This is a genomic window from Flavobacterium sp. TS_SC_5, assembly GCF_056156265.1.
The window spans coordinates 1592606-1612324 of record NZ_CM149588.1 but is presented as its reverse complement, the minus strand read 5'-3'; the positions used below and the strand labels follow the sequence as shown (position 1 = coordinate 1612324).

Below are 19719 nucleotides of genomic sequence, written 5' to 3'. Positions count from 1 at the left end.
TACTTGCAAGTCGTAATTCGTAATTATGAATTCGTAATTGCAATAATATCTTAACATACTGAGATAAAGAAAAGTTTTTTTGTTAGAAAGTTTCTTCTCTCCCGATTTGCATCGGGAGGAAAAGCGTACATAAGCTTACGGGTTATTAGTACTACTCGACTATGACATTACTGCCTTTACATCTATAGCCTATCAACGTGGTCATCTCCCACGACCCTTAAAAGAAATCTCATCTTGTGGTGGGTTTCGCGCTTATATGCTTTCAGCGCTTATCCCTTCCAAACGTAGCTACTCTGCGATGCCACTGGCGTGACAACAGATACACTAGAGGTTTGTCCAATTCGGTCCTCTCGTACTAGAATCAGATCCACTCAAATTTCTTGCGCCCACAGTAGATAGAGACCGAACTGTCTCACGACGTTCTGAACCCAGCTCGCGTGCCACTTTAATGGGCGAACAGCCCAACCCTTGGGACCTTCTCCAGCCCCAGGATGTGACGAGCCGACATCGAGGTGCCAAACCCCCCCGTCGATATGAGCTCTTGGGGGAGATCAGCCTGTTATCCCCGGCGTACCTTTTATCCTTTGAGCGATGGCCCTTCCATGCGGAACCACCGGATCACTATGCTCTACTTTCGTACCTGATCGACCTGTATGTCTCTCAGTCAAGCTCCCTTATGCCATTGCACTCTACGCACGGTTACCAAGCGTACTGAGGGAACCTTTAGAAGCCTCCGTTACTCTTTTGGAGGCGACCACCCCAGTCAAACTACCCACCAAGCAATGTCCCCCGCATAACGGGGTTAGGCCTCAGATAAACAAAGGGTTGTATTTCAACAATGACTCCACAACGCCTAGCGACGCCACTTCACAGTCTCCAACCTATCCTACACATCATTTATCCAAGGTCAATACTAAGCTATAGTAAAGGTGCACAGGGTCTTTTCGTCCCACTGCGGGTAAGCGGCATCTTCACCGCTACTACAATTTCACCGAGCTCATGGCTGAGACAGTGTCCAGATCGTTACACCATTCGTGCAGGTCGGAACTTACCCGACAAGGAATTTCGCTACCTTAGGACCGTTATAGTTACGGCCGCCGTTTACTGGGGCTTCATTTCAATGCTTCTCCGAAGATAACATCTCCACTTAACCTTCCAGCACCGGGCAGGTGTCAGGCCCTATACTTCATCTTACGATTTTGCAGAGCCCTGTGTTTTTGATAAACAGTCGCCTGGACCTCTTCACTGCGGCCAGCATTGCTGCTGGCGACCCTTCTCCCGAAGTTACGGGTCTATTTTGCCTAATTCCTTAGCCATGAATCTCTCGAGCACCTTAGGATTCTCTCCTCGACTACCTGTGTCGGTTTGCGGTACGGGTACTTATTACCTGAAGTTTAGAGGTTTTTCTTGGAAGCCCTTAGGCGCACTATCTCTTTGTCCGAAGACTCCGAGTACTATCGTATTTCCCCAAAACCCGTGGATTTGCCTGCGGGTCTTATAGGTAGGTACTTCAACGAACTATTCCGTCAGTTCGCGGCGCTTTCATCACTCCGTCACCCCATCACAGTAATAACTAGTACGGGAATATTAACCCGTTGTCCATCGACTGTCCCTTTCGGGTTCGCCTTAGGTCCCGACTAACCCACAGCTGATTAGCATAGCTGTGGAAACCTTAGTCTTTCGGTGTGCGGGTTTCTCGCCCGCATTATCGTTACTTATGCCTACATTTTCTTTTCTAACCAGTCCAGCAGGCCTTACGACTCACCTTCAACCCTGTTAGAATGCTCCCCTACCACTTAGAGTAAACTCTAAATCCATAGCTTCGGTAATATACTTATGCCCGATTATTATCCATGCTCGTCCGCTCGACTAGTGAGCTGTTACGCACTCTTTAAATGAATGGCTGCTTCCAAGCCAACATCCTAGCTGTCTGGGCAGACAAACCTCGTTCTTTCAACTTAGTATATATTTGGGGACCTTAGCTGATGGTCTGGGTTCTTTCCCTCTCGGACTTGGACCTTAGCACCCAAGCCCTCACTGTTATGAAACATTATATAGCATTCGGAGTTTGTCAGGAATTGGTAGGCGGTGAAGCCCCCGCATCCAATCAGTAGCTCTACCTCTATATAACTTTACGCATAACGCTGCACCTAAATGCATTTCGGGGAGTACGAGCTATTTCCGAGTTTGATTGGCCTTTCACCCCTACCCACAGGTCATCCGAAGACTTTTCAACGTCAACCGGTTCGGTCCTCCACTGTGTGTTACCACAGCTTCAACCTGCCCATGGGTAGATCACACGGTTTCGCGTCTAACACTACTGACTAAAGCGCCCTATTCAGACTCGCTTTCGCTACGGATCCGTGGCTTAACCACTTATCCTTGCCAGCAACGTTAACTCGTAGGCTCATTATGCAAAAGGCACGCCGTCACCCCACGAAAGGGCTCCGACCGCTTGTAAGCGTATGGTTTCAGGATCTATTTCACTCCGTTATTCACGGTTCTTTTCACCTTTCCCTCACGGTACTGGTTCACTATCGGTCTCTCAGGAGTATTTAGCCTTAGCGGATGGTCCCGCCAAATTCAGACAGGATTTCTCGTGTCCCGCCCTACTCAGGATACCACTATCGTTATCTTCTTTTACTTATACAGGGCTATCACCTTCTTTGGCTCTACTTTCCAGTAGATTCTAATTCAATCCGCAACAAATAACGTGGTCCTACAACCCCAATATTGCCGTAACAACATTGGTTTGGGCTAATCCGCGTTCGCTCGCCACTACTTACGGAATCACTTTTGTTTTCTTCTCCTCCGCCTACTTAGATGTTTCAGTTCAGCGGGTTTGCCCACCTATCGGTGTACTATGTCTTCAACATAGTGGGTTGCCCCATTCGGGTATCTACGGATCAATTCGTGTGTGCCAATCCCCGTAGCTTTTCGCAGCTTATCACGCCCTTCATCGCCTCTGAGAGCCAAGGCATCCCCCATACGCCCTTATTTTGCTTATTGTACCAACCTTAAAATTAATTAAGACCGTTTCTTTTACTTGTCTAATGATAAACAAACAAAAAATGCTTTCTACTTTTTATTATTTTCTTATCTCAATATGTCAATGAACTTTTTCTTTTTGAATAAAGAACATAGAGAATAGATAATAGACTTAATCTATATTCTTTTTTCTATATTCTATCTTCTCGAAGATAGTGGAGAATAACGGAGTCGAACCGTTGACCTCCTGCGTGCAAGGCAGGCGCTCTAGCCAGCTGAGCTAATCCCCCAATCTTTTTTAATTATGAATTGTGAATTATGAATTATGAATTATTGTAATTCGTAATCTTTCAACCCTAGAATTTCCTTTCAATCTGTTTCTATGAACGTTTTTGTATAAATACTTAATAATAAGTACTTAATGCTTTTTTTGTTGTCTCGGACAGACTCGAACTGTCGACCCCTACATTATCAGTGTAGTACTCTAACCAGCTGAGCTACGAGACACTCTTTTTTTTGAGTAAAGAATAAAGACTTAAGATTATAGACTAAATCTATGCTCTATATTCTATTTTCTTTTCTCTCTTTTTTTTATAAATTAACAGCAAGAGTAATAAAATGTTGAAACTTGTTTCCAACTTGAACTTTCGTCTTCTTTCCCTAGCGTGTATTACTACTAACACTAAGGCTCTAGAAAGGAGGTGTTCCAGCCGCACCTTCCGGTACGGCTACCTTGTTACGACTTAGCCCTAGTTACCAGTTTTACCCTAGGCAGCTCCTTGCGGTCACCGACTTCAGGCACCCCCAGCTTCCATGGCTTGACGGGCGGTGTGTACAAGGCCCGGGAACGTATTCACCGGATCATGGCTGATATCCGATTACTAGCGATTCCAGCTTCACGGAGTCGAGTTGCAGACTCCGATCCGAACTGTGACCGGTTTTATAGATTCGCTCCTGGTCGCCCAGTGGCTGCTCTCTGTACCGGCCATTGTAGCACGTGTGTAGCCCAAGGCGTAAGGGCCGTGATGATTTGACGTCATCCCCACCTTCCTCACAGTTTGCACTGGCAGTCTTGTTAGAGTTCCCGACTTGACTCGCTGGCAACTAACAACAGGGGTTGCGCTCGTTATAGGACTTAACCTGACACCTCACGGCACGAGCTGACGACAACCATGCAGCACCTTGTAAATTGTCTTGCGAAAAGTCTGTTTCCAAACCGGTCAATCTACATTTAAGCCTTGGTAAGGTTCCTCGCGTATCATCGAATTAAACCACATGCTCCACCGCTTGTGCGGGCCCCCGTCAATTCCTTTGAGTTTCATTCTTGCGAACGTACTCCCCAGGTGGGATACTTATCACTTTCGCTTAGCCACTGAGATTGCTCCCAACAGCTAGTATCCATCGTTTACGGCGTGGACTACCAGGGTATCTAATCCTGTTCGCTACCCACGCTTTCGTCCATCAGCGTCAATCAATTAGTAGTAACCTGCCTTCGCAATTGGTATTCCATGTAATCTCTAAGCATTTCACCGCTACACTACATATTCTAGTTACTTCCTAATAATTCAAGTCAGACAGTATCAATGGCCGTTCCACCGTTGAGCGATGGGCTTTCACCACTGACTTATCTGACCGCCTACGGACCCTTTAAACCCAATGATTCCGGATAACGCTTGGATCCTCCGTATTACCGCGGCTGCTGGCACGGAGTTAGCCGATCCTTATTCTTACGATACCGTCAAGTCTCTACTCGTAGAGGTGTTTCTTCTCGTATAAAAGCAGTTTACAATCCATAGGACCGTCATCCTGCACGCGGCATGGCTGGATCAGGCTTGCGCCCATTGTCCAATATTCCTCACTGCTGCCTCCCGTAGGAGTCTGGTCCGTGTCTCAGTACCAGTGTGGGGGATCTCCCTCTCAGGACCCCTACCCATCGTTGCCTTGGTAAGCCGTTACCTTACCAACTAGCTAATGGGACGCATGCTCATCTTTCACCGTTGTGACTTTAATATCATGTTGATGCCAACTCGATATACTATGAGGTATTAATCCAAATTTCTCTGGGCTATCCCTCTGTGAAAGGTAGATTGCATACGCGTTACGCACCCGTGCGCCGGTCTCTAATTCCGAAGAACTATACCCCTCGACTTGCATGTGTTAAGCCTGCCGCTAGCGTTCATCCTGAGCCAGGATCAAACTCTTCATCGTATATTGTACGCTTGATTGCTCAAGCTATTGTTATTCGACTAAATTCTAGTGGTTTTTTCAAATCTCTCGATTCTATTACTCTTATTCTTGTGTCTTGTTCTTGCGAACGAGACGGCTGTCAATTCAATATGTCTAGGAACGTGTTCTTATCTTGTTTTTAACTCCTTTTAACACTTGTTATAGTGTTTCTCGAAGCGGGTGCAAAAGTACAACTTTCTTTTTAACTGGCAAGAAAAATTTGAAGTTTTTTTTAAGATAAATTTTATCTCGTTTGCTTCTCTTTTCTTATCAATCTATCAAGGAACTTTGCGCGTCTTGCGGGGTGCAAATGTAACATCCGTTTTCTAATCTCACAAGCCTTTTTAATCTTTTTTAGAAAATAAATTTTCTCTTTTGATTCACTTTACTTGCCAGTATTTGAAAGAACGTCTGCGTCATTGCGGGTGCAAAACTAACACCTTTATACCGTTATTCAAGCTTTTTTAAACCTTTTTTTTACCCTTTTTTTAACATTATCTTTAACTTGCTGAAAACATGCTTTTTGAAGCGTGAAGTTTTTTAAACAAAATAGCAATCTATTAGCCGATACACGCCATTTCAATCCAAAATTACCTATTTCAGTACCATTGCACGGCTATCGACTACCCTTCTTTATTTACTAAAGCTTTAGAAATTCAATCTTTGTTCATGCTTTAACAGCTCTTCACTAAACTCTAATCCTTCAAAACAGCCGACCTTGACAGTATTTGAACAAAAAAACTACTTTAGACCAATAAAATGACTTTATCCTATACCTTATATAATAACAAAAATCCCTTTTCCATTCGCTACTATATATATAAGGTGACCAGATTTATTGTATTAATATGAGTTCTTCTACTCTTAATTAAACTGGATATCTTAATTATTGCGGGCTTCGCGTTAGGGATAGCAGCGAATAGCCCACAGTCTCGTTGAGTCTCAAACTCAACGAGACGAGGACTTGCAGCGAATAGCCCGACCGTTTATAAAAAAGAGAGGCTATTACCTTTTTTTGATAATAGCCTCTCTTTTTTACAAACGGTAACGCCCAAATGAAAATCTAATCGAAACGGATGGCTTTGACAGGTGAAATTTTGGTTATGATATAGGAAGGAATTAGTAATACCAAGAAACAAACGGTCACGGTGAGCAGATTCAACAACAGTATGTATCCCCAATTCAAATATACTGGCGCTTGATTTACGTAATAATTCTCAGGTGGAAGTTGAATTATACCAAATTGTTGTTGTATTAATAATAACGAGACACCGATTAGGTTTCCCCAGAAGAGCCCTCTTATTATAAGATAGAAGGCATTGTACAGAAATATTTTTCGGACTGACCAATTATTGGCGCCTAACGCTTTTAGAATTCCTATCATTTGTGTTCGCTCAAGAATCAATACTAATAAAGCTACTACCATGTTGATTGTAGCGACAAGAATCATAACTACTAATATAACGATAATGTTGAAATCGAATAGTTGAAGCCATTCGAATATATAGCTGTATTTCTCGACTATAGTTTTCGTATCAAGTGTAGACGACGTTTGTGCATAGACTTGTTCACCTGTAGATTCGATAGTATTAAAGTCATCTACAAAAACCTCAAAAGCGCCTATTTGATCTGGAGACCATTTATTGATACGCTGCATGTGACGAATATCTCCTATTATATAAGTAGCGTCGAATTCTTGAAAGCCAGAATTGAAAATCCCTGTAATTTTAAATCTTCGAATATTAGGCAACTGATTTTGATCCTCTTTGATGAAGAATGTATTAAAAAGGTCACCTACTTTCAAATTCAATCTGTTTGCAAGGAATTGCGATATTAATACTTCTTGATTGACATTTTTTGAATAATCCGGTAATTTTCCAGAGACGAGATACTCCTTTATATTGTCCCACTTATAATCAGTCCCCACTCCTTTGAAGATAATTCCTTCGAAAGCGGTTTCGGTTCTAATGATTCCAGCTTTACTGGCGATGGCCTGAATATGATCCACTCCGGGAACTGATGTAAACTTTGGATAAAAATCCTGTTTTTTAGAAATTGGAATTAAGGTAACTTCGGATTGGTTGTTGTCATAATTCGATATAATGATATGTCCATTGAAAGCCGAAACTTTCTCCCGGATTTTTTGCTGCAGTCCAATTCCGGTTGCTACTGAAATAATCATCATAATCATACCAATGGCAATTGCCGAAATAGCAATTTTTATAATTGGCGCAGATATGCTACTTTTATAATCTTTTGCAGTAATGAGACGTTTGGCTATAAAATATTCTAAATTCAATTTATTTTTTTTTCTAATTTGGATTTGCTTCGCCAGTTTGCGTTGCTAAAGCCAAAAATACGGCTAAAACACGAATTACACTAATTGACTATAATTTTATTTGAATCTACATATGACTCCCTTTCTTAAAATACCGCTTCATTTTATATTTTTCACCATTATTTCAACATCCTGTTCTGCGAGGAAAACAGTTGTCATGGAAAATGTAAAATCAGTTTTAGAAAAAACTAATGATAATTTAAAAACAGAAATAAAAACTGGAGCTGATAATTATAGCAACTACTTACCATTATTACTAGATAAGAAAATTGGAATTGTAACCAATCAAACTGGTATTCTCTCTAATAAAATTCATCTAGTCGATTTTCTTTTAGAAAAAAACATGGCCATCCAGAAAATCTTTGCGCCTGAACACGGTTTTCGCGGCACGGCTGATGCGGGAGAACATGTCGTTGATGGAAAAGATTCTAAAACTGGGCTGTCTATTATTTCTCTTTATGGTGACAATAAAAAACCAAAATCAGAGCAACTCGAAGGGATCGACATTATGGTTTTTGACTTGCAAGATGTAGGCGCACGATTTTATACTTATATCTCTTCCTTACATTATATAATGGAAGCCTGTGCCGAAAATAAGATTCCACTTTTAATTCTTGACCGACCAAATCCTAACGGAAGTATTATCGACGGTCCAATTCTTGAACCAGCATTTAGTAGCTTTGTAGGAATGCATCCAATTCCTTTGCTTCATGGAATGACTATTGGAGAATATGCAAAAATGATTAATGGTGAGAAATGGCTAAAGAATAAAATTCAATGCAAATTGACCGTTATTCCCTGTCTTAATTACAATCGAAAAATGAATTATAGTTTATCGGTAAAGCCATCCCCAAATCTTCCAAACGATCAATCAGTGAATCTTTATGCGAGTCTATGCCTTTTTGAAGGTACGAATGTAAGTGTGGGGCGAGGAACTGAGAAACAATTTCAAATTTATGGCTCTCCTTATTTACCGAAAAGCGATTTTAGTTTTACACCTAAACCAAATCTTGGTGCACAAAATCCAGTTTATAATGGAGCACTTTGCTACGGCGAAGATTTATCAACATATTCAGGACTGAATCAACTCGAATTGAAATGGATAATTAAGGCGTACCAAACAACAACAGACAAATCAAAATTCTTCAATCCTTTTTTTACCAAACTTGCAGGAAACAAAAAATTGCAACAACAAATAGAAGCAGGAACTTCAGAAGAAAAAATCAGAGAAAGCTGGAAGAAAGAATTAATTGAGTTCCAGGAAATGAGAAAGAAGTATTTGATATATTAATCCCCACCCCTCCCGATCCCGAAGCGTCGGGACGGGACTCTCCAAAAGAGAGGGAGACGAGACCGAATATGATTCGTTTATTTTGATAAAAATATTTTTTAAAGAGGGAGTTTCTTCTTCATTTCCTCAACAATATTAAAAGCTGCAGGACAAATAGCTAGGTTTTTCAACGTTAAATCAGTGATTTGTTGAAATTTTTTTCTATCCGTATGGGGAAATTCTCTACATGCTTTTGGACGAACATCATAAATGATACACGCATTTTCATTATCCAGAAAAGTACATGGCACACTTTGTAACACATAATCTCTATCTTCATCGATACGGAGATATTGCTCAATAAATTGTTGTGGTTTTTGTCTAAGATATTTTGAAACACGCTCAATATCGGCATCTGTAAATAAAGGACCAGTAGTTTTACAGCAATTGGCACATTTTAAGCAATCCGTTTTCTTAAATTCAGCATCGTGCAAATCTTGCATCACATAATCCAAATTCTTAGGAGTCTTCTTTTTCAACTTATCGAAATACTTTTTATTTTCGATATGCTTATCTTTGGCTTCTTTAGGAAGATTGTTTATAATATGTTTCAAGTTTAAAGTTTAAAGTTGGAACCACAAAAGTAACAAACTTCAATACTGAAACCTTAAACTTTAAACAAAAAAGATGAAAGACCTTTTTGGCAAAGCCATATTTGATTTTCAAACCAATAATTCTCCAGAAGATTTAATTACTGAAACCTCCATTTCTGAAGAAGATGAAATGAGCGTTGAATATTTATTTCGCTCCTATGACGAAATGCCAAAACTAGAGCAGAAAGCTTTAGAACTTGCTAAAGGAAAAATTTTGGATGTAGGTTGTGGCGCAGGAAGCCATAGTTTGTATTTACAAAACGAAAGAAATCTTGATGTTTACTCTATCGATATTTCTCAAAATGCAATTGAAGCCTGTAAACTTCGTGGGTTGAAAAATGTTCAAGTTCAAAATATTCTTGAAATAGACTCTGACAATCCTGAAAATAAATTTGATACCATTTTATTATTAATGAATGGAACCGGTATTTTTGGAACACTAAAAGAAACGACTACATTTTTACAGAAACTAAGAAGCTTGCTAAATCCAAACGGGCAAATTCTCATTGATTCTTCGGATATCATTTATATGTTTGATAATGATGAAGACGGTGGAAAATGGATTCCGAGTAATGGTTACTATGGCGAATTGAGTTTTACTATCCGTTATAAAAATGAAAAAGAAGACGAATTCCCTTGGCTATACTTGGATTATAACACTTTACAGAATGCGGCTTTTGCCAATGGATTACAAAGCAAATTAATTCTTGAAGGAGAACATTATGATTATTTGGCGAAGCTTTCGATTTAACAGAACACATTTTAGCATGGAAAATACAGCATTAGAAAAATTACGCTATCCTATTGGGAAATTTATCACCCCCGAAATATATTCAAATGATTATCTCAATATTAAAATAACAGAAATCTCCAGTTTCCCTGAACGATTAAAAAAGGAAGTAGTTTCGCTAAGCGAAGAACAACTCGACACACCATACCGAGAAAATGGATGGACTATTCGTCAAGTAATTCATCATTGCGCCGATAGCCACATGAATTGTTTCATCAGAATCAAATGGGCACTGACCGAAAATAAACCAGTAATAAAATTCTATCACGAAGAACTTTGGTCAGAATTACATGATAATTTAACAATGCCAATTCAACCTACTCTTTCTTTCTTGGAAGGTTTACATTTTCGCTTGGCCTATTTAATGAATAGTCTATCAGAATCTGATTTAGAGAAATCCTTTATTCATCCTGAAAATAAAAGGGAATTTAAAATTAAAGAGGTAATAGGAACTTATGGCTGGCATGGAAACCATCACTTAGCACATATCACAGAATTGAAAAAACGAAAAGGTTGGTAATTGAGCTCACAAACAATCTTCTCTAAATGTAGAAAATGCCAAATACAGATCGTATTTGGCATTTTTTTAAGGAATATTCAAATATTTATGGGTTTGTAAAGAAACACGCCATTTAGGATTGTTCATGACATAATCAACAATTAGTGGTGTCATTTCTTCTTTTTTACTCCATTCTGGCTGAAGGAATAAAATAGCATTTGGATTTACTTTTTCAACTTGTTCTTCGGCAAAAATAAAATCATGCTTATTATAAATGATTACTTTCAACTCGTGCGCATTATCATAAACCGTTTGAGTTGGAAGCTTATTTTTCTTTGGAGACAGACAAATCCAATCCCAAATCCCTGTCAACGGATACGCTCCAGATGTTTCAATATGGATCTTTCTATTATTAGCCTTTAACTTTTGGGTAAGTAAAGACATATCCCACATTAATGGCTCACCGCCAGTAACCACAACTGTTTCTGAAAACTTACTAGCATTAGTAACAATTTGCTCAACACTGGTTGGTGGGTGCAATTCAGCATTCCAACTTTCTTTAACATCGCACCAGTGACAACCCACATCACATCCACCAATTCTTATGAAGTAAGCGGCAGTACCTGTATGAAATCCTTCTCCTTGAATGGTATAAAATTCTTCCATCAATGGAAGCATGGCGCCTTTATTAACTTCTAACTGTATTTCTTTTGATAACATTCTATATTTTTAAAGTGCAAAGATAGTTAATTTGAAAAGGAGATGAATTCAAAACAGTTACTAATGTGATAAACTTTGAATGAATCGAATTGCTTTGAATACGTTTCTGAGAAGGTTCAGAAGAAAATATATCAACGTAAACATTAAAAATTTTAAACAAAAAAAAACCGATAACCCTAAGGATATCGGTTTTTGATATTACAAAAAAATATTATTTTAAAATTTTCAAAGATTCTGTAGCATAACTATTTGATGGGTCTAATGCTAATGTTTTTTTGAAATACTCGATAGCTTTTGCCTTATCTGTATTTGCAAAACTTGCCGCCATATTGTTATACGATTCAATGAATTTAGTCTTAACTGCAGGCTTAGCTAATTCTTCAGCTCCTAATGCGGTAGTTCTTGAAACATAATCTTCATAGTTCTTAACCATTACATCATCTTTCTCAAGTAATCTATTAGTTCTTGCTTTGTATAAGTATGCCTCTAAATAAGTAGGAGATGCAACTAACACCTTGTCAAACGCAGCATCTGCTTTTTGTAAAGCTAAAGCGTCAACCTTTGCTTCTTTTTCTTTATTAATATTAGCATAATAATTTGCTAAACCATAATACACATTATCATCAAGAAAGCTTGTGGAATCCGGTGTATTTGCACCAAATTCAAAAATGGCAGCGGATTCGATGTATAATTTTTGAGTGAATAACTTCTTCCCGACTTCACTTAATTCCTGAACTGCCAAAGGCTCCATCTCAATTGCCTTTTTGACATCAACAAGACCGGAACTAAAAGCTGTTGGATCAATCGACGAACCATCAGCACTTGTTCCTTTTTTAATTTTAGTTAGACCAAGATACAAATAATCTAATGCTATTGCTTTGTTTCCTGGAGAGGTAATAAAAGTTTCTAATGACTTAATAGCAACATCTACATTACCATTTTTGTAAGCAGCATATCCTAAATAACGGTAAATTCTTGGATTAACTTTATCCAATTCAATCATTTTATTGGCTTCGGCTTCAAGAGCCACATAATCCTCTATTAGGATTAGGAAATCAGCACGACGCATTCTAGAGTTAATTGAATAATCCGTTAATGACATATATTTGTCATAATATCCTATTGCCGTTTTATAATTTTCTGCCGCTTGAGATGGCTTATTACGTGCTATTTTATAGTAGGTTTCAGCTAATTCTCTGTAGACAGGACCGTAATTAGGATTGATAGCAATTACTTCATTGTAAGCTTTTGAAGCTTCATCATACGATTTAGCACCTTTCAATAAAACACCTAGTTGCATTTTAGCCCTCAACAAAGAATTATCCAACTGAAAAGCACTTCTATAAGCTACATAAGCTTCATTTTGTTTCCCGTCACCATAATAGGCATCACCTAATGCTAGCTGCAATTGTGCATCTTGAGAATTATTTATTGCTGCACGAGTTAAAATTGCAATAGCTCCTTTATAATCTGGCTTGTTTGCATTCATAAATGCTCTAGCGATATAAACAAATTCTTGCACATCTTTCTTCTTCATGTCTTTTGACGCCAATGCAAACTTAGCTTGTGCTCCAGTTACATCGTTTTTATCTAAATCCATTTGACCTAAACCAATGTAATTCAGTTTAGCACCATCAGAAGCATTTAATCCTTGTTGGAAATAAATCGTAGCAGAATCTACTACACTTTGAGTAAGATAAACATTCCCTAAAGTGAAATAAGCAGCACCATTTGATGGTTTGGCTTTTATAATTGACTTTAAAATAGTTTTGGCACTTTCAAACTGTTCTGCATCGATTGCTTTTCTAGCTTGATTGATGTCTTGTGCTTGAGCTGTAAAAGCAGTAGCTAATATGGCCACGCTAAAAGTTGTTAGTTTAATCATTTTCATTGTAGTTAATTTATTTTTCATTATTTTTTGTCCCGGAAATAATAAATTTTCTTCCAGGAATACGTATTGGTAAAAGCCCTGATTTTAGTATTATTCGTTGTCCCACATCTCCAGCGACAAATGAAGCAAACCCCATTCCTAATCCTTGAAAACCTTGACAATTTACTATATACAAATCGCGTGCCAAAGGGTATTTTTTTTCGGCAATATCATTTTGAGAAGGAAGATAATAAGAGTCGCCTGTTAGTCCTTTGACATGCAAAACATTTAGATCTTTAACATATTTTTGCATATCCGGTGAAGCTTGAGAAAGCCAATTAACCCCTACAACGCCGATCAACCCATCATTTTTAGAAACATGTTTTATAACTTCCTCATTTGTTTTAAACGAAAAAATACTTTTATTACGAACTTCTGTAATGCCTGCCAAATCATTCAAATAACGTAATGTACTAGAATTTAAATTATCAAAAACAAGACCTTTTATTGATGGAACATCCTTGCCTTGCATGAAATCAACAACATCTTTCAAAGCTACCAACGTATCATTGTTTCTTTTATTAGATACAAAGGCTATAGCGTCAGTTGCGAAAGGAGTTATCTTAGGTGTAATCTTTCTTTTCTTAAAAACATTTAGTTCTTCATCAGTCAAATTTCTAGATAAAATAGCTACTCCTCCTTTATCATTAAAAAGTGAATTAATAGTCTCCGACTCTGATTTTGCTATCAGCGTAATTTCAGCATCATATTTACTTTCAAAAACTGCCACTTGGTCATCAATGATTGGTTTTAAAGTTTCATCTACGTAAATAGATATAGCTCCTTTTAAAATAGTTTCTTCTTCCTTGTTACCTTTCTTTTCTTTACAAGAAAAAAGTAGTAGTACTGAAATTAATATTAACAAAACTGGTAGTTTAAACGTAATTTTCATAATTTAATAATAATTATCATTGATAATTCTAAAGAATCGAAAGGATGCATAAACGATCAAAATGACCCCTAAAGCAACTCTATAGACCTGTCCCATTTCCAAGGGAAAATTCTTCATGAATATTATAAAAAGACCTAAAACGAAATATAATAAAAAAAAGAAAATTCCTAAAACAAGAAGAAATCGCTCTTTAAGCGATTTCTTCTTAATATTGTTAAGTACGTTTTTCAACATTACTCAGCAGATTGAATAGTAATTGGTAAAGAATAAAGAACCCTTACTGGTTTACCATTTTGAATACCAGGTGACCATTTTGGTGATTTTTTCAAAACTCGTATAGCTTCTTTTCCACTTCCGTAACCAATATCTCTAATTACTTTTATATCGGTCAGTGAACCATCTTTTTCAACTACAAAAGTAACATAAACTTTACCTTTAAGTCCTTCTTCTTCTGGTGTAACATAATTATTACCCACAAATTTGTAAAACTTATCAATACCACCTGGAAAATCAGGCTTCACCTCAATACCAGCGGTGTTGTAGATTTGGTTATCAGGAGCTTCTTCAATAACTGCTGCCTTTCCAGTCCCTACAGGCTCTACTGTCAAAATAGCGTCCGGATCTCCTTTTATAGTCTCAGCACCAACCTTTTTGTCTTTAATTTCAACAATTTTTGGTGGCTCTTCGGTCACTTCCTCTGCTTTGGCAACGACCGGCTTCACAAACTTAACTTGATCCACTTTTGGCGGTGGAGGTGGTGGTGGTGGAACATTCAATTTAGGCTTTTCTTCCTTTGGAGGTAATTTTATCGCAGTGATTTTAATATCTCTATCAATATCCTGCTCTTCACCTTCAGGCAATAAGTTTATGATAAGTGGAGTTGCTACAGCAAGACTAAAAAATACACCACCAATTATAAGTGCTTTAATAGTAGTTTTTCTGTTTGACTGTCTTAATTCATAAGCTCCATAAACCTTATTACGCCCCTCGAATACGATATCAAGCCATTGGTTTTTTAATATGTCTAATTTCATTTTTCTTAATTATTAGGTTATTAGGAAACAAGATTATTACTGCTTTCCTTCTAACAATTTTTGTTCTTCAGGAGAATATTCAGGAACGATGGCGTAATTACCAAAATCTCCTACCCCAACAATTGCCATTTCATCAAGTATGTCAACTAAATTCTTGTAATTAGATTTTTTACTAGGCTTGATGATTACAATTAAACCATTCTTAGGCTTTCCTAATGCTGCAGAATAAGCTAAAACTGATTTTTGCCTAGACAAAAGTTCTTTACGTATACCATCTTTCCCGAAAGCAATATCTTTCGGACCTGCAATTGGCGCATTTAACAATCCGACATAATAAACCAACTTATCATCTTTACCTAACATAATTGTCATAGTACGATTTTCGTCAACTTTCATGTCAACATTGTCCTTGTTTGGGTCTTTATCTGGCAACGCCAAACTCATCGATTGAGGTTTAGACAAAGTGGTAGTCAACATAAAAAATGTAATCAATAAAAAAGCTAAATCAACCATAGCAGTCAAATCTACCTTAGCATTTGATTTTTTACTTCTTACTTTCCCACCTTTTTTGCCTCCACCGTCACCGGTATTTAATTCAGCCATTTTAGTGTATTTTTTTTATTAAAAATCTTTTCCTCTCAAACCAGTAACCAAACTAAAGCTATTGATTTTTTGCTCTTGTAAAACATCCATCACTTTTTTAATAGCTGGATACTCTTCTTTTGCATCTCCTTTAATAGCGACTTGCAATTCCTTGTCATTGATTTCTATATTCGCTATACGCGCATTATAGATCCACTCTTTTAATTGATTGTCAAGCGAATCGATTGGAATACCAGGCTGACCTGCTTTACTTCTATCGGCTGCTTTCATATCAATGATTTGTTTCAAATTAAGAAGTGGCACACCAAAATCATCCATCATTGAAAAAGTTGCCTTATCACTATCTGAAAAATTCACATTGTATTTCTCACCCATTAACTCTAACGTTCTCATACGAACTTCTCTGCCTTTCAAATCAAAAAACACTTTTCCTTTACCTACAGTTAAAGTAGCTAAATCCGTTTCAGGTAATTTAGTCTGAACTGTTGATGTAGGTGTATCTACAGGAAGTGCTTCCGGTATCTTGGCTGTTGAAGTCATTACAAAGAAAGTAAGCAAAAGGAATGCGACATCACACATAGCGGTCATATCTGTAGAGCCCGGATTTTTATTTATTTTTATTTTAGCCATTCTTTTTGTTTTTTATTTGATAATAACATCAACAAGATTACTGCTTCAAACTCCCTCTAAATCTTCTGTAAGAGTTCACAATTGAAACCGCAGCCTCATCGATTGAGTATGTCAAATCATCTATTTTAGAAGTAAAGAAATTATAAGAGATAATTGCTACTGCTGAAGTTCCAATACCAGTTGCAGTATTAATCAATGCTTCAGAAATACCAGCTGCAAGTGCCGCTTGATCAGGAGTACCAGCAGCTGCTAATGCACCAAACGCTTTAATCATACCCGCTACTGTTCCTAATAATCCAACAAGAGTTCCTAAAGACACTAATGAAGAGATGATAGTCATGTTTTTTTGCAACATTGGCATTTCAAGTGATGTTGCCTCTTCAATTTCTTTGTGAATAGTCTCTGCCGCTTCCTCACTATTAAATCCTTCTTTTTTCACTGCTTGGTATTTTACCAATGCAGATTTAATTGCATTTGCAACAGATCCTTGTTGTTTGTCACATGAAACGATAGCTTCATCAATCTCTCCTGCTTTGATGCTCGCTTGTATCTTAGCCATAAATACGTCTAACTTAGTTTTTCCAGCTGCTTTAGATATTACAAAATATCTTTCAATTGAAAAAACAAGAACCATTAACAACATTCCTAGTAATACGGGGACAACTGCTCCACCATGATAAACTTGACCTAATGTGTTTATCGGAGTCCCTGTTTCAATGTTACCTCCCTCAAAGTTTGCAGGATTCCCCATCACGAATTTCCAAATCACCACACCAACACCAATACAGGCAGCAATAATCAATCCTGAAACCATTCCTCCTCCGTTTGCTGTTTTTTCTTTTTTAACGTTTGCCATTTTTTTTTAATTTTAATAGTTTTAAATAAATTATCTTAGTTATATTAAACTTGTAGTGGAGCAAATTTATATTTTTAGTTCAAATAAAAAAACTTTTTTTTATTTAATTATTATTAAATTAATTTTAAAAACATATTTATCATTTTTTAGTTTCCATTTATGTCAATAAACGTAAACAAATAGGCCTTCTTATATAAAATACCGTATTTTTTTAAGAATAATTAACACAATATTTCAACAACATGTCATTTAGCTGGAAAACTATTATTTTGTGATATTAACAATAAAAAAGCAGGAAAACTGTAGTATGCACTAAAATTGTTGATTTTAGAAAAATATAATATCTTGCATGACATTCAAATCTAACCGTATTATGAGCAAAAAAGAAGATTTCATTAAGCATATTTCTGAAGGATACAGTTCTAAAGGAGAAAGTATTATTCTGGGAGGTGCAATATTAGACGGAGAGGCTTTGTCAGATACCTTCATAAAAGTACCTTTAAAAACATTAAACCGTCATGGTTTGATCGCCGGAGCTACCGGAACCGGGAAAACAAAAACCATTCAAGTTCTTTCTGAACAATTATCAAGTTTTGGCATTCCAGTCTTAATGATGGATATTAAAGGTGATTTTAGCGGCATCGCAAAAGAAGGCGAGGAAAAACCATTTATAACGGAACGTCACGCTAAAATCAACATCCCTTACACAACAGCTGGTTTTCCAGTCGAAATCTTGACTTTGTCTGAACAAAATGGAGTCCGACTTCGTGCAACAATATCAGAGTTTGGACCCGTATTATTCTCCAGAATTCTCAATTTAAACGATACTCAATCCGGAGTAGTTTCTGTTATTTTTAAATATTGTGATGACAATAAAATGCCTTTGTTGGATTTAAAGGACATTAAAAAGGTAATCAATTATATTACTGAAGAAGGAAAAGACGAAATAGAAGAACATTATGGAAAAATTTCTACTTCGACAACTGGAACTATTCTCAGAAAAATAATTGAATTAGAGCAACAAGGAGCTGATTTATTTTTTGGAGAAATGTCTTTTGATGTAGAGGATTTAATGCGCATCGATGAGAACGGAAAAGGATACATTAACATCCTACGATTGACAGACATTCAAGACAAACCTAAGTTATTCTCGACCTTTATGTTGAGTTTATTAGCTGAAATTTACCAGCAGATGCCCGAAAAAGGAGATTCTGACCAACCAGAATTAGTCATTTTTATTGATGAAGCTCATTTAATATTCAACGAAGCAAGTAAAACCTTATTAGAACAAATTGAAACCATTGTAAAATTAATTCGCTCTAAAGGGATTGGTATTTATTTCATCACACAAAACCCGATGGATATTCCAAGTGGCGTATTGGCACAATTAGGTTTAAAAATACAACATGCTTTAAGAGCTTTTACAGCCAATGACCGAAAAGCCATTAAACAAACCGCTGATAATTACCCAACGTCCGATTATTACAAAACGGATGAAATCCTGACCAGCCTTGGAATTGGAGAAGCTCTCGTTACAGCATTGAACGAAAAAGGAATCCCAACACCACTTGCAGCAACAATGATGCGTGCCCCAATGAGTCGAATGGATATATTGACGGAAAGCGAAATTCAGGAAATTAATAACAAATCAAAACTCGTAAAAAAATACAGTGAACTGATTGATCGCGAAAGCGCTTACGAGATGCTAAATAAAAAAATCGCGGTTGTCGAAGAGGAAATAAACGAACAAGAGCAAAAACAGGAATCTCAAAAGCAACAAAACCAAGGACCAAGTACTGCTAGCGTAGTGGGGAAATCAGTTCTCAAAGTACTGACGAGCGCTACGTTTATCAGAGGCGCCTTTGGTGTATTATCAAAAATGTTTAAAAAATAAAATCAGTTATGAAAAAGTATTTTATTCAAAATAGTCCCTTCGTTGTTCCCACTACCGATGGTAAATTAATCGAAGAACATCACGGTAAGGCGTCTACAAATAATGCAGAAATTTCCATAGCGCACATGATAGCACCACCTAAATGGAGTGAACCATTTCAAACTCCTGAATTTGAAGAGTACACCTATATAATTAAAGGGAAAAAGCAATTTATCATTGACGATGAAATTATCGTACTGGAAGCGGGGCAATCAATAAAAATCGAGAAGAATACGCGTGTACAATACTCCAACCCTTTTGAAGAACCTTGTGAATACATTGCGATTTGCAAACCTGCCTTCGATTTTACTAAAGTACATCGCGAGGAATAAACAACAATACTCGGAAAACATTATT

The 19719-nt window shown here is 37.3% G+C and carries 14 protein-coding genes, 2 tRNA genes and 2 rRNA genes; 5 read left to right on the top strand and 13 right to left on the bottom strand.

Features of this window, described 5'->3' with window-relative positions:
- Window positions 1-125: 125 nt before the first annotated feature.
- From AC0J6S_RS07025 to AC0J6S_RS07005, 5 genes are all read right to left on the bottom strand, one after another.
- Window positions 126-3009 (bottom strand): 23S ribosomal RNA (locus tag AC0J6S_RS07025).
- A gap of 195 nt (window positions 3010-3204) precedes the next feature.
- A tRNA-Ala gene (locus tag AC0J6S_RS07020) sits at window positions 3205-3278 on the bottom strand.
- 143 nt (window positions 3279-3421) lie between these two features.
- Window positions 3422-3495: transfer RNA gene (locus tag AC0J6S_RS07015), tRNA-Ile, on the bottom strand.
- A 187-nt stretch (window positions 3496-3682) separates the two neighbouring features.
- A 16S ribosomal RNA gene (locus tag AC0J6S_RS07010) occupies window positions 3683-5196 on the bottom strand.
- The 16S and 23S rRNA genes sit together here with 2 tRNA genes alongside, the layout of an rRNA operon.
- A gap of 1081 nt (window positions 5197-6277) precedes the next feature.
- A complete protein-coding gene (locus AC0J6S_RS07005; protein ID WP_474956057.1) occupies window positions 6278-7513 on the bottom strand; it encodes an ABC transporter permease in 1236 nt (411 codons plus the stop codon).
- Between the two features lie 196 nt (window positions 7514-7709).
- On the opposite strand from AC0J6S_RS07005, the gene AC0J6S_RS07000 reads away from it, so the two are divergent.
- Window positions 7710-8843, top strand: coding sequence for an exo-beta-N-acetylmuramidase NamZ family protein (locus AC0J6S_RS07000; RefSeq protein ID WP_474956056.1), 1134 nt, complete (start codon window positions 7710-7712; stop codon window positions 8841-8843).
- A 98-nt stretch (window positions 8844-8941) separates the two neighbouring features.
- Here the strand turns inward: AC0J6S_RS07000 and AC0J6S_RS06995 are convergent, their stop codons facing one another.
- Window positions 8942-9436, bottom strand: a complete 495-nt coding sequence (locus AC0J6S_RS06995) for a YkgJ family cysteine cluster protein (RefSeq protein ID WP_474956055.1) — start codon at window positions 9434-9436, stop codon at window positions 8942-8944.
- A 73-nt stretch (window positions 9437-9509) separates the two neighbouring features.
- Between AC0J6S_RS06995 and AC0J6S_RS06990 the strand changes: the two genes are divergently transcribed.
- Window positions 9510-10226 carry a class I SAM-dependent methyltransferase gene (locus AC0J6S_RS06990; protein ID WP_474956054.1) on the top strand — a complete coding sequence of 239 codons (717 nt, stop codon included), beginning with the start codon at window positions 9510-9512 and terminating at the stop codon, window positions 10224-10226.
- 16 nt (window positions 10227-10242) lie between these two features.
- On the top strand, window positions 10243-10785 hold the full coding sequence (locus tag AC0J6S_RS06985; protein ID WP_474956053.1) for a YfiT family bacillithiol transferase: 543 nt from the start codon (window positions 10243-10245) through the stop codon (window positions 10783-10785).
- 66 nt (window positions 10786-10851) lie between these two features.
- On the opposite strand, the gene AC0J6S_RS06980 is transcribed toward AC0J6S_RS06985, so the two are convergent.
- The 7 genes from AC0J6S_RS06980 to AC0J6S_RS06950 all read right to left on the bottom strand — a co-directional run bounded on the left by AC0J6S_RS06980 (window position 10852) and on the right by AC0J6S_RS06950 (window position 17429).
- Window positions 10852-11484 carry a 7-carboxy-7-deazaguanine synthase QueE gene (locus AC0J6S_RS06980; protein ID WP_474956052.1) on the bottom strand — a complete coding sequence of 211 codons (633 nt, stop codon included), beginning with the start codon at window positions 11482-11484 and terminating at the stop codon, window positions 10852-10854.
- Between the two features lie 211 nt (window positions 11485-11695).
- Window positions 11696-13396: a tetratricopeptide repeat protein gene (locus tag AC0J6S_RS06975; protein ID WP_474956051.1), complete on the bottom strand. Its 1701-nt coding sequence runs from the start codon at window positions 13394-13396 to the stop codon at window positions 11696-11698.
- The gene (locus AC0J6S_RS06970; protein ID WP_474956050.1) at window positions 13386-14306 is read right to left on the bottom strand and encodes a PstS family phosphate ABC transporter substrate-binding protein; all 921 of its coding nucleotides are present in this window, start codon (window positions 14304-14306) and stop codon (window positions 13386-13388) included. The genes AC0J6S_RS06975 and AC0J6S_RS06970 overlap by 11 nt, the downstream gene beginning before the upstream one ends.
- A 233-nt stretch (window positions 14307-14539) precedes the next feature.
- The gene (locus tag AC0J6S_RS06965; RefSeq protein ID WP_474956049.1) at window positions 14540-15340 is read right to left on the bottom strand and encodes an energy transducer TonB; all 801 of its coding nucleotides are present in this window, start codon (window positions 15338-15340) and stop codon (window positions 14540-14542) included.
- A 36-nt stretch (window positions 15341-15376) separates the two neighbouring features.
- Window positions 15377-15943 (bottom strand): ExbD/TolR family protein, encoded by a 567-nt coding sequence (locus AC0J6S_RS06960; protein ID WP_131909383.1) that lies wholly within the window; start codon window positions 15941-15943, stop codon window positions 15377-15379.
- An 18-nt stretch (window positions 15944-15961) separates the two neighbouring features.
- On the bottom strand, window positions 15962-16573 hold the full coding sequence (locus tag AC0J6S_RS06955) for an ExbD/TolR family protein (RefSeq protein ID WP_131909384.1): 612 nt from the start codon (window positions 16571-16573) through the stop codon (window positions 15962-15964).
- Between the two features lie 37 nt (window positions 16574-16610).
- Complete coding sequence (locus AC0J6S_RS06950) at window positions 16611-17429, bottom strand: MotA/TolQ/ExbB proton channel family protein (protein ID WP_131909385.1); 819 nt, start codon at window positions 17427-17429, stop codon at window positions 16611-16613.
- A gap of 373 nt (window positions 17430-17802) precedes the next feature.
- Here AC0J6S_RS06950 and AC0J6S_RS06945 point away from each other — a divergent pair, with 373 nt between their 5' ends.
- Window positions 17803-19323 carry a helicase HerA-like domain-containing protein gene (locus tag AC0J6S_RS06945; protein ID WP_474956048.1) on the top strand — a complete coding sequence of 507 codons (1521 nt, stop codon included), beginning with the start codon at window positions 17803-17805 and terminating at the stop codon, window positions 19321-19323.
- A gap of 8 nt (window positions 19324-19331) precedes the next feature.
- Window positions 19332-19694 (top strand): cupin domain-containing protein, encoded by a 363-nt coding sequence (locus AC0J6S_RS06940; RefSeq protein WP_474956047.1) that lies wholly within the window; start codon window positions 19332-19334, stop codon window positions 19692-19694.
- The last annotated feature ends 25 nt before the right edge of the window (window positions 19695-19719 follow it).

What these genes read in the sequence shown, in the direction of transcription:
- AC0J6S_RS06955 (WP_131909384.1), bottom strand. Translation starts at nt 16,573, where the DNA reads ATGGCTAAAATAAAAATAAATAAAAATCCGGGCTCTACAGATATGACC.
- AC0J6S_RS06980 (WP_474956052.1), bottom strand. Translation starts at nt 11,484, where the DNA reads ATGTTATCAAAAGAAATACAGTTAGAAGTTAATAAAGGCGCCATGCTT.
- AC0J6S_RS06975 (WP_474956051.1), bottom strand. Translation starts at nt 13,396, where the DNA reads ATGAAAAATAAATTAACTACAATGAAAATGATTAAACTAACAACTTTT.
- AC0J6S_RS06990 (WP_474956054.1), top strand. Translation starts at nt 9,510, where the DNA reads ATGAAAGACCTTTTTGGCAAAGCCATATTTGATTTTCAAACCAATAAT.
- AC0J6S_RS06965 (WP_474956049.1), bottom strand. Translation starts at nt 15,340, where the DNA reads ATGAAATTAGACATATTAAAAAACCAATGGCTTGATATCGTATTCGAG.
- AC0J6S_RS06950 (WP_131909385.1), bottom strand. Translation starts at nt 17,429, where the DNA reads ATGGCAAACGTTAAAAAAGAAAAAACAGCAAACGGAGGAGGAATGGTT.
- AC0J6S_RS06945 (WP_474956048.1), top strand. Translation starts at nt 17,803, where the DNA reads ATGAGCAAAAAAGAAGATTTCATTAAGCATATTTCTGAAGGATACAGT.
- AC0J6S_RS06940 (WP_474956047.1), top strand. Translation starts at nt 19,332, where the DNA reads ATGAAAAAGTATTTTATTCAAAATAGTCCCTTCGTTGTTCCCACTACC.
- AC0J6S_RS06960 (WP_131909383.1), bottom strand. Translation starts at nt 15,943, where the DNA reads ATGGCTGAATTAAATACCGGTGACGGTGGAGGCAAAAAAGGTGGGAAA.
- AC0J6S_RS06970 (WP_474956050.1), bottom strand. Translation starts at nt 14,306, where the DNA reads ATGAAAATTACGTTTAAACTACCAGTTTTGTTAATATTAATTTCAGTA.
- AC0J6S_RS07000 (WP_474956056.1), top strand. Translation starts at nt 7,710, where the DNA reads ATGGAAAATGTAAAATCAGTTTTAGAAAAAACTAATGATAATTTAAAA.
- AC0J6S_RS06985 (WP_474956053.1), top strand. Translation starts at nt 10,243, where the DNA reads ATGGAAAATACAGCATTAGAAAAATTACGCTATCCTATTGGGAAATTT.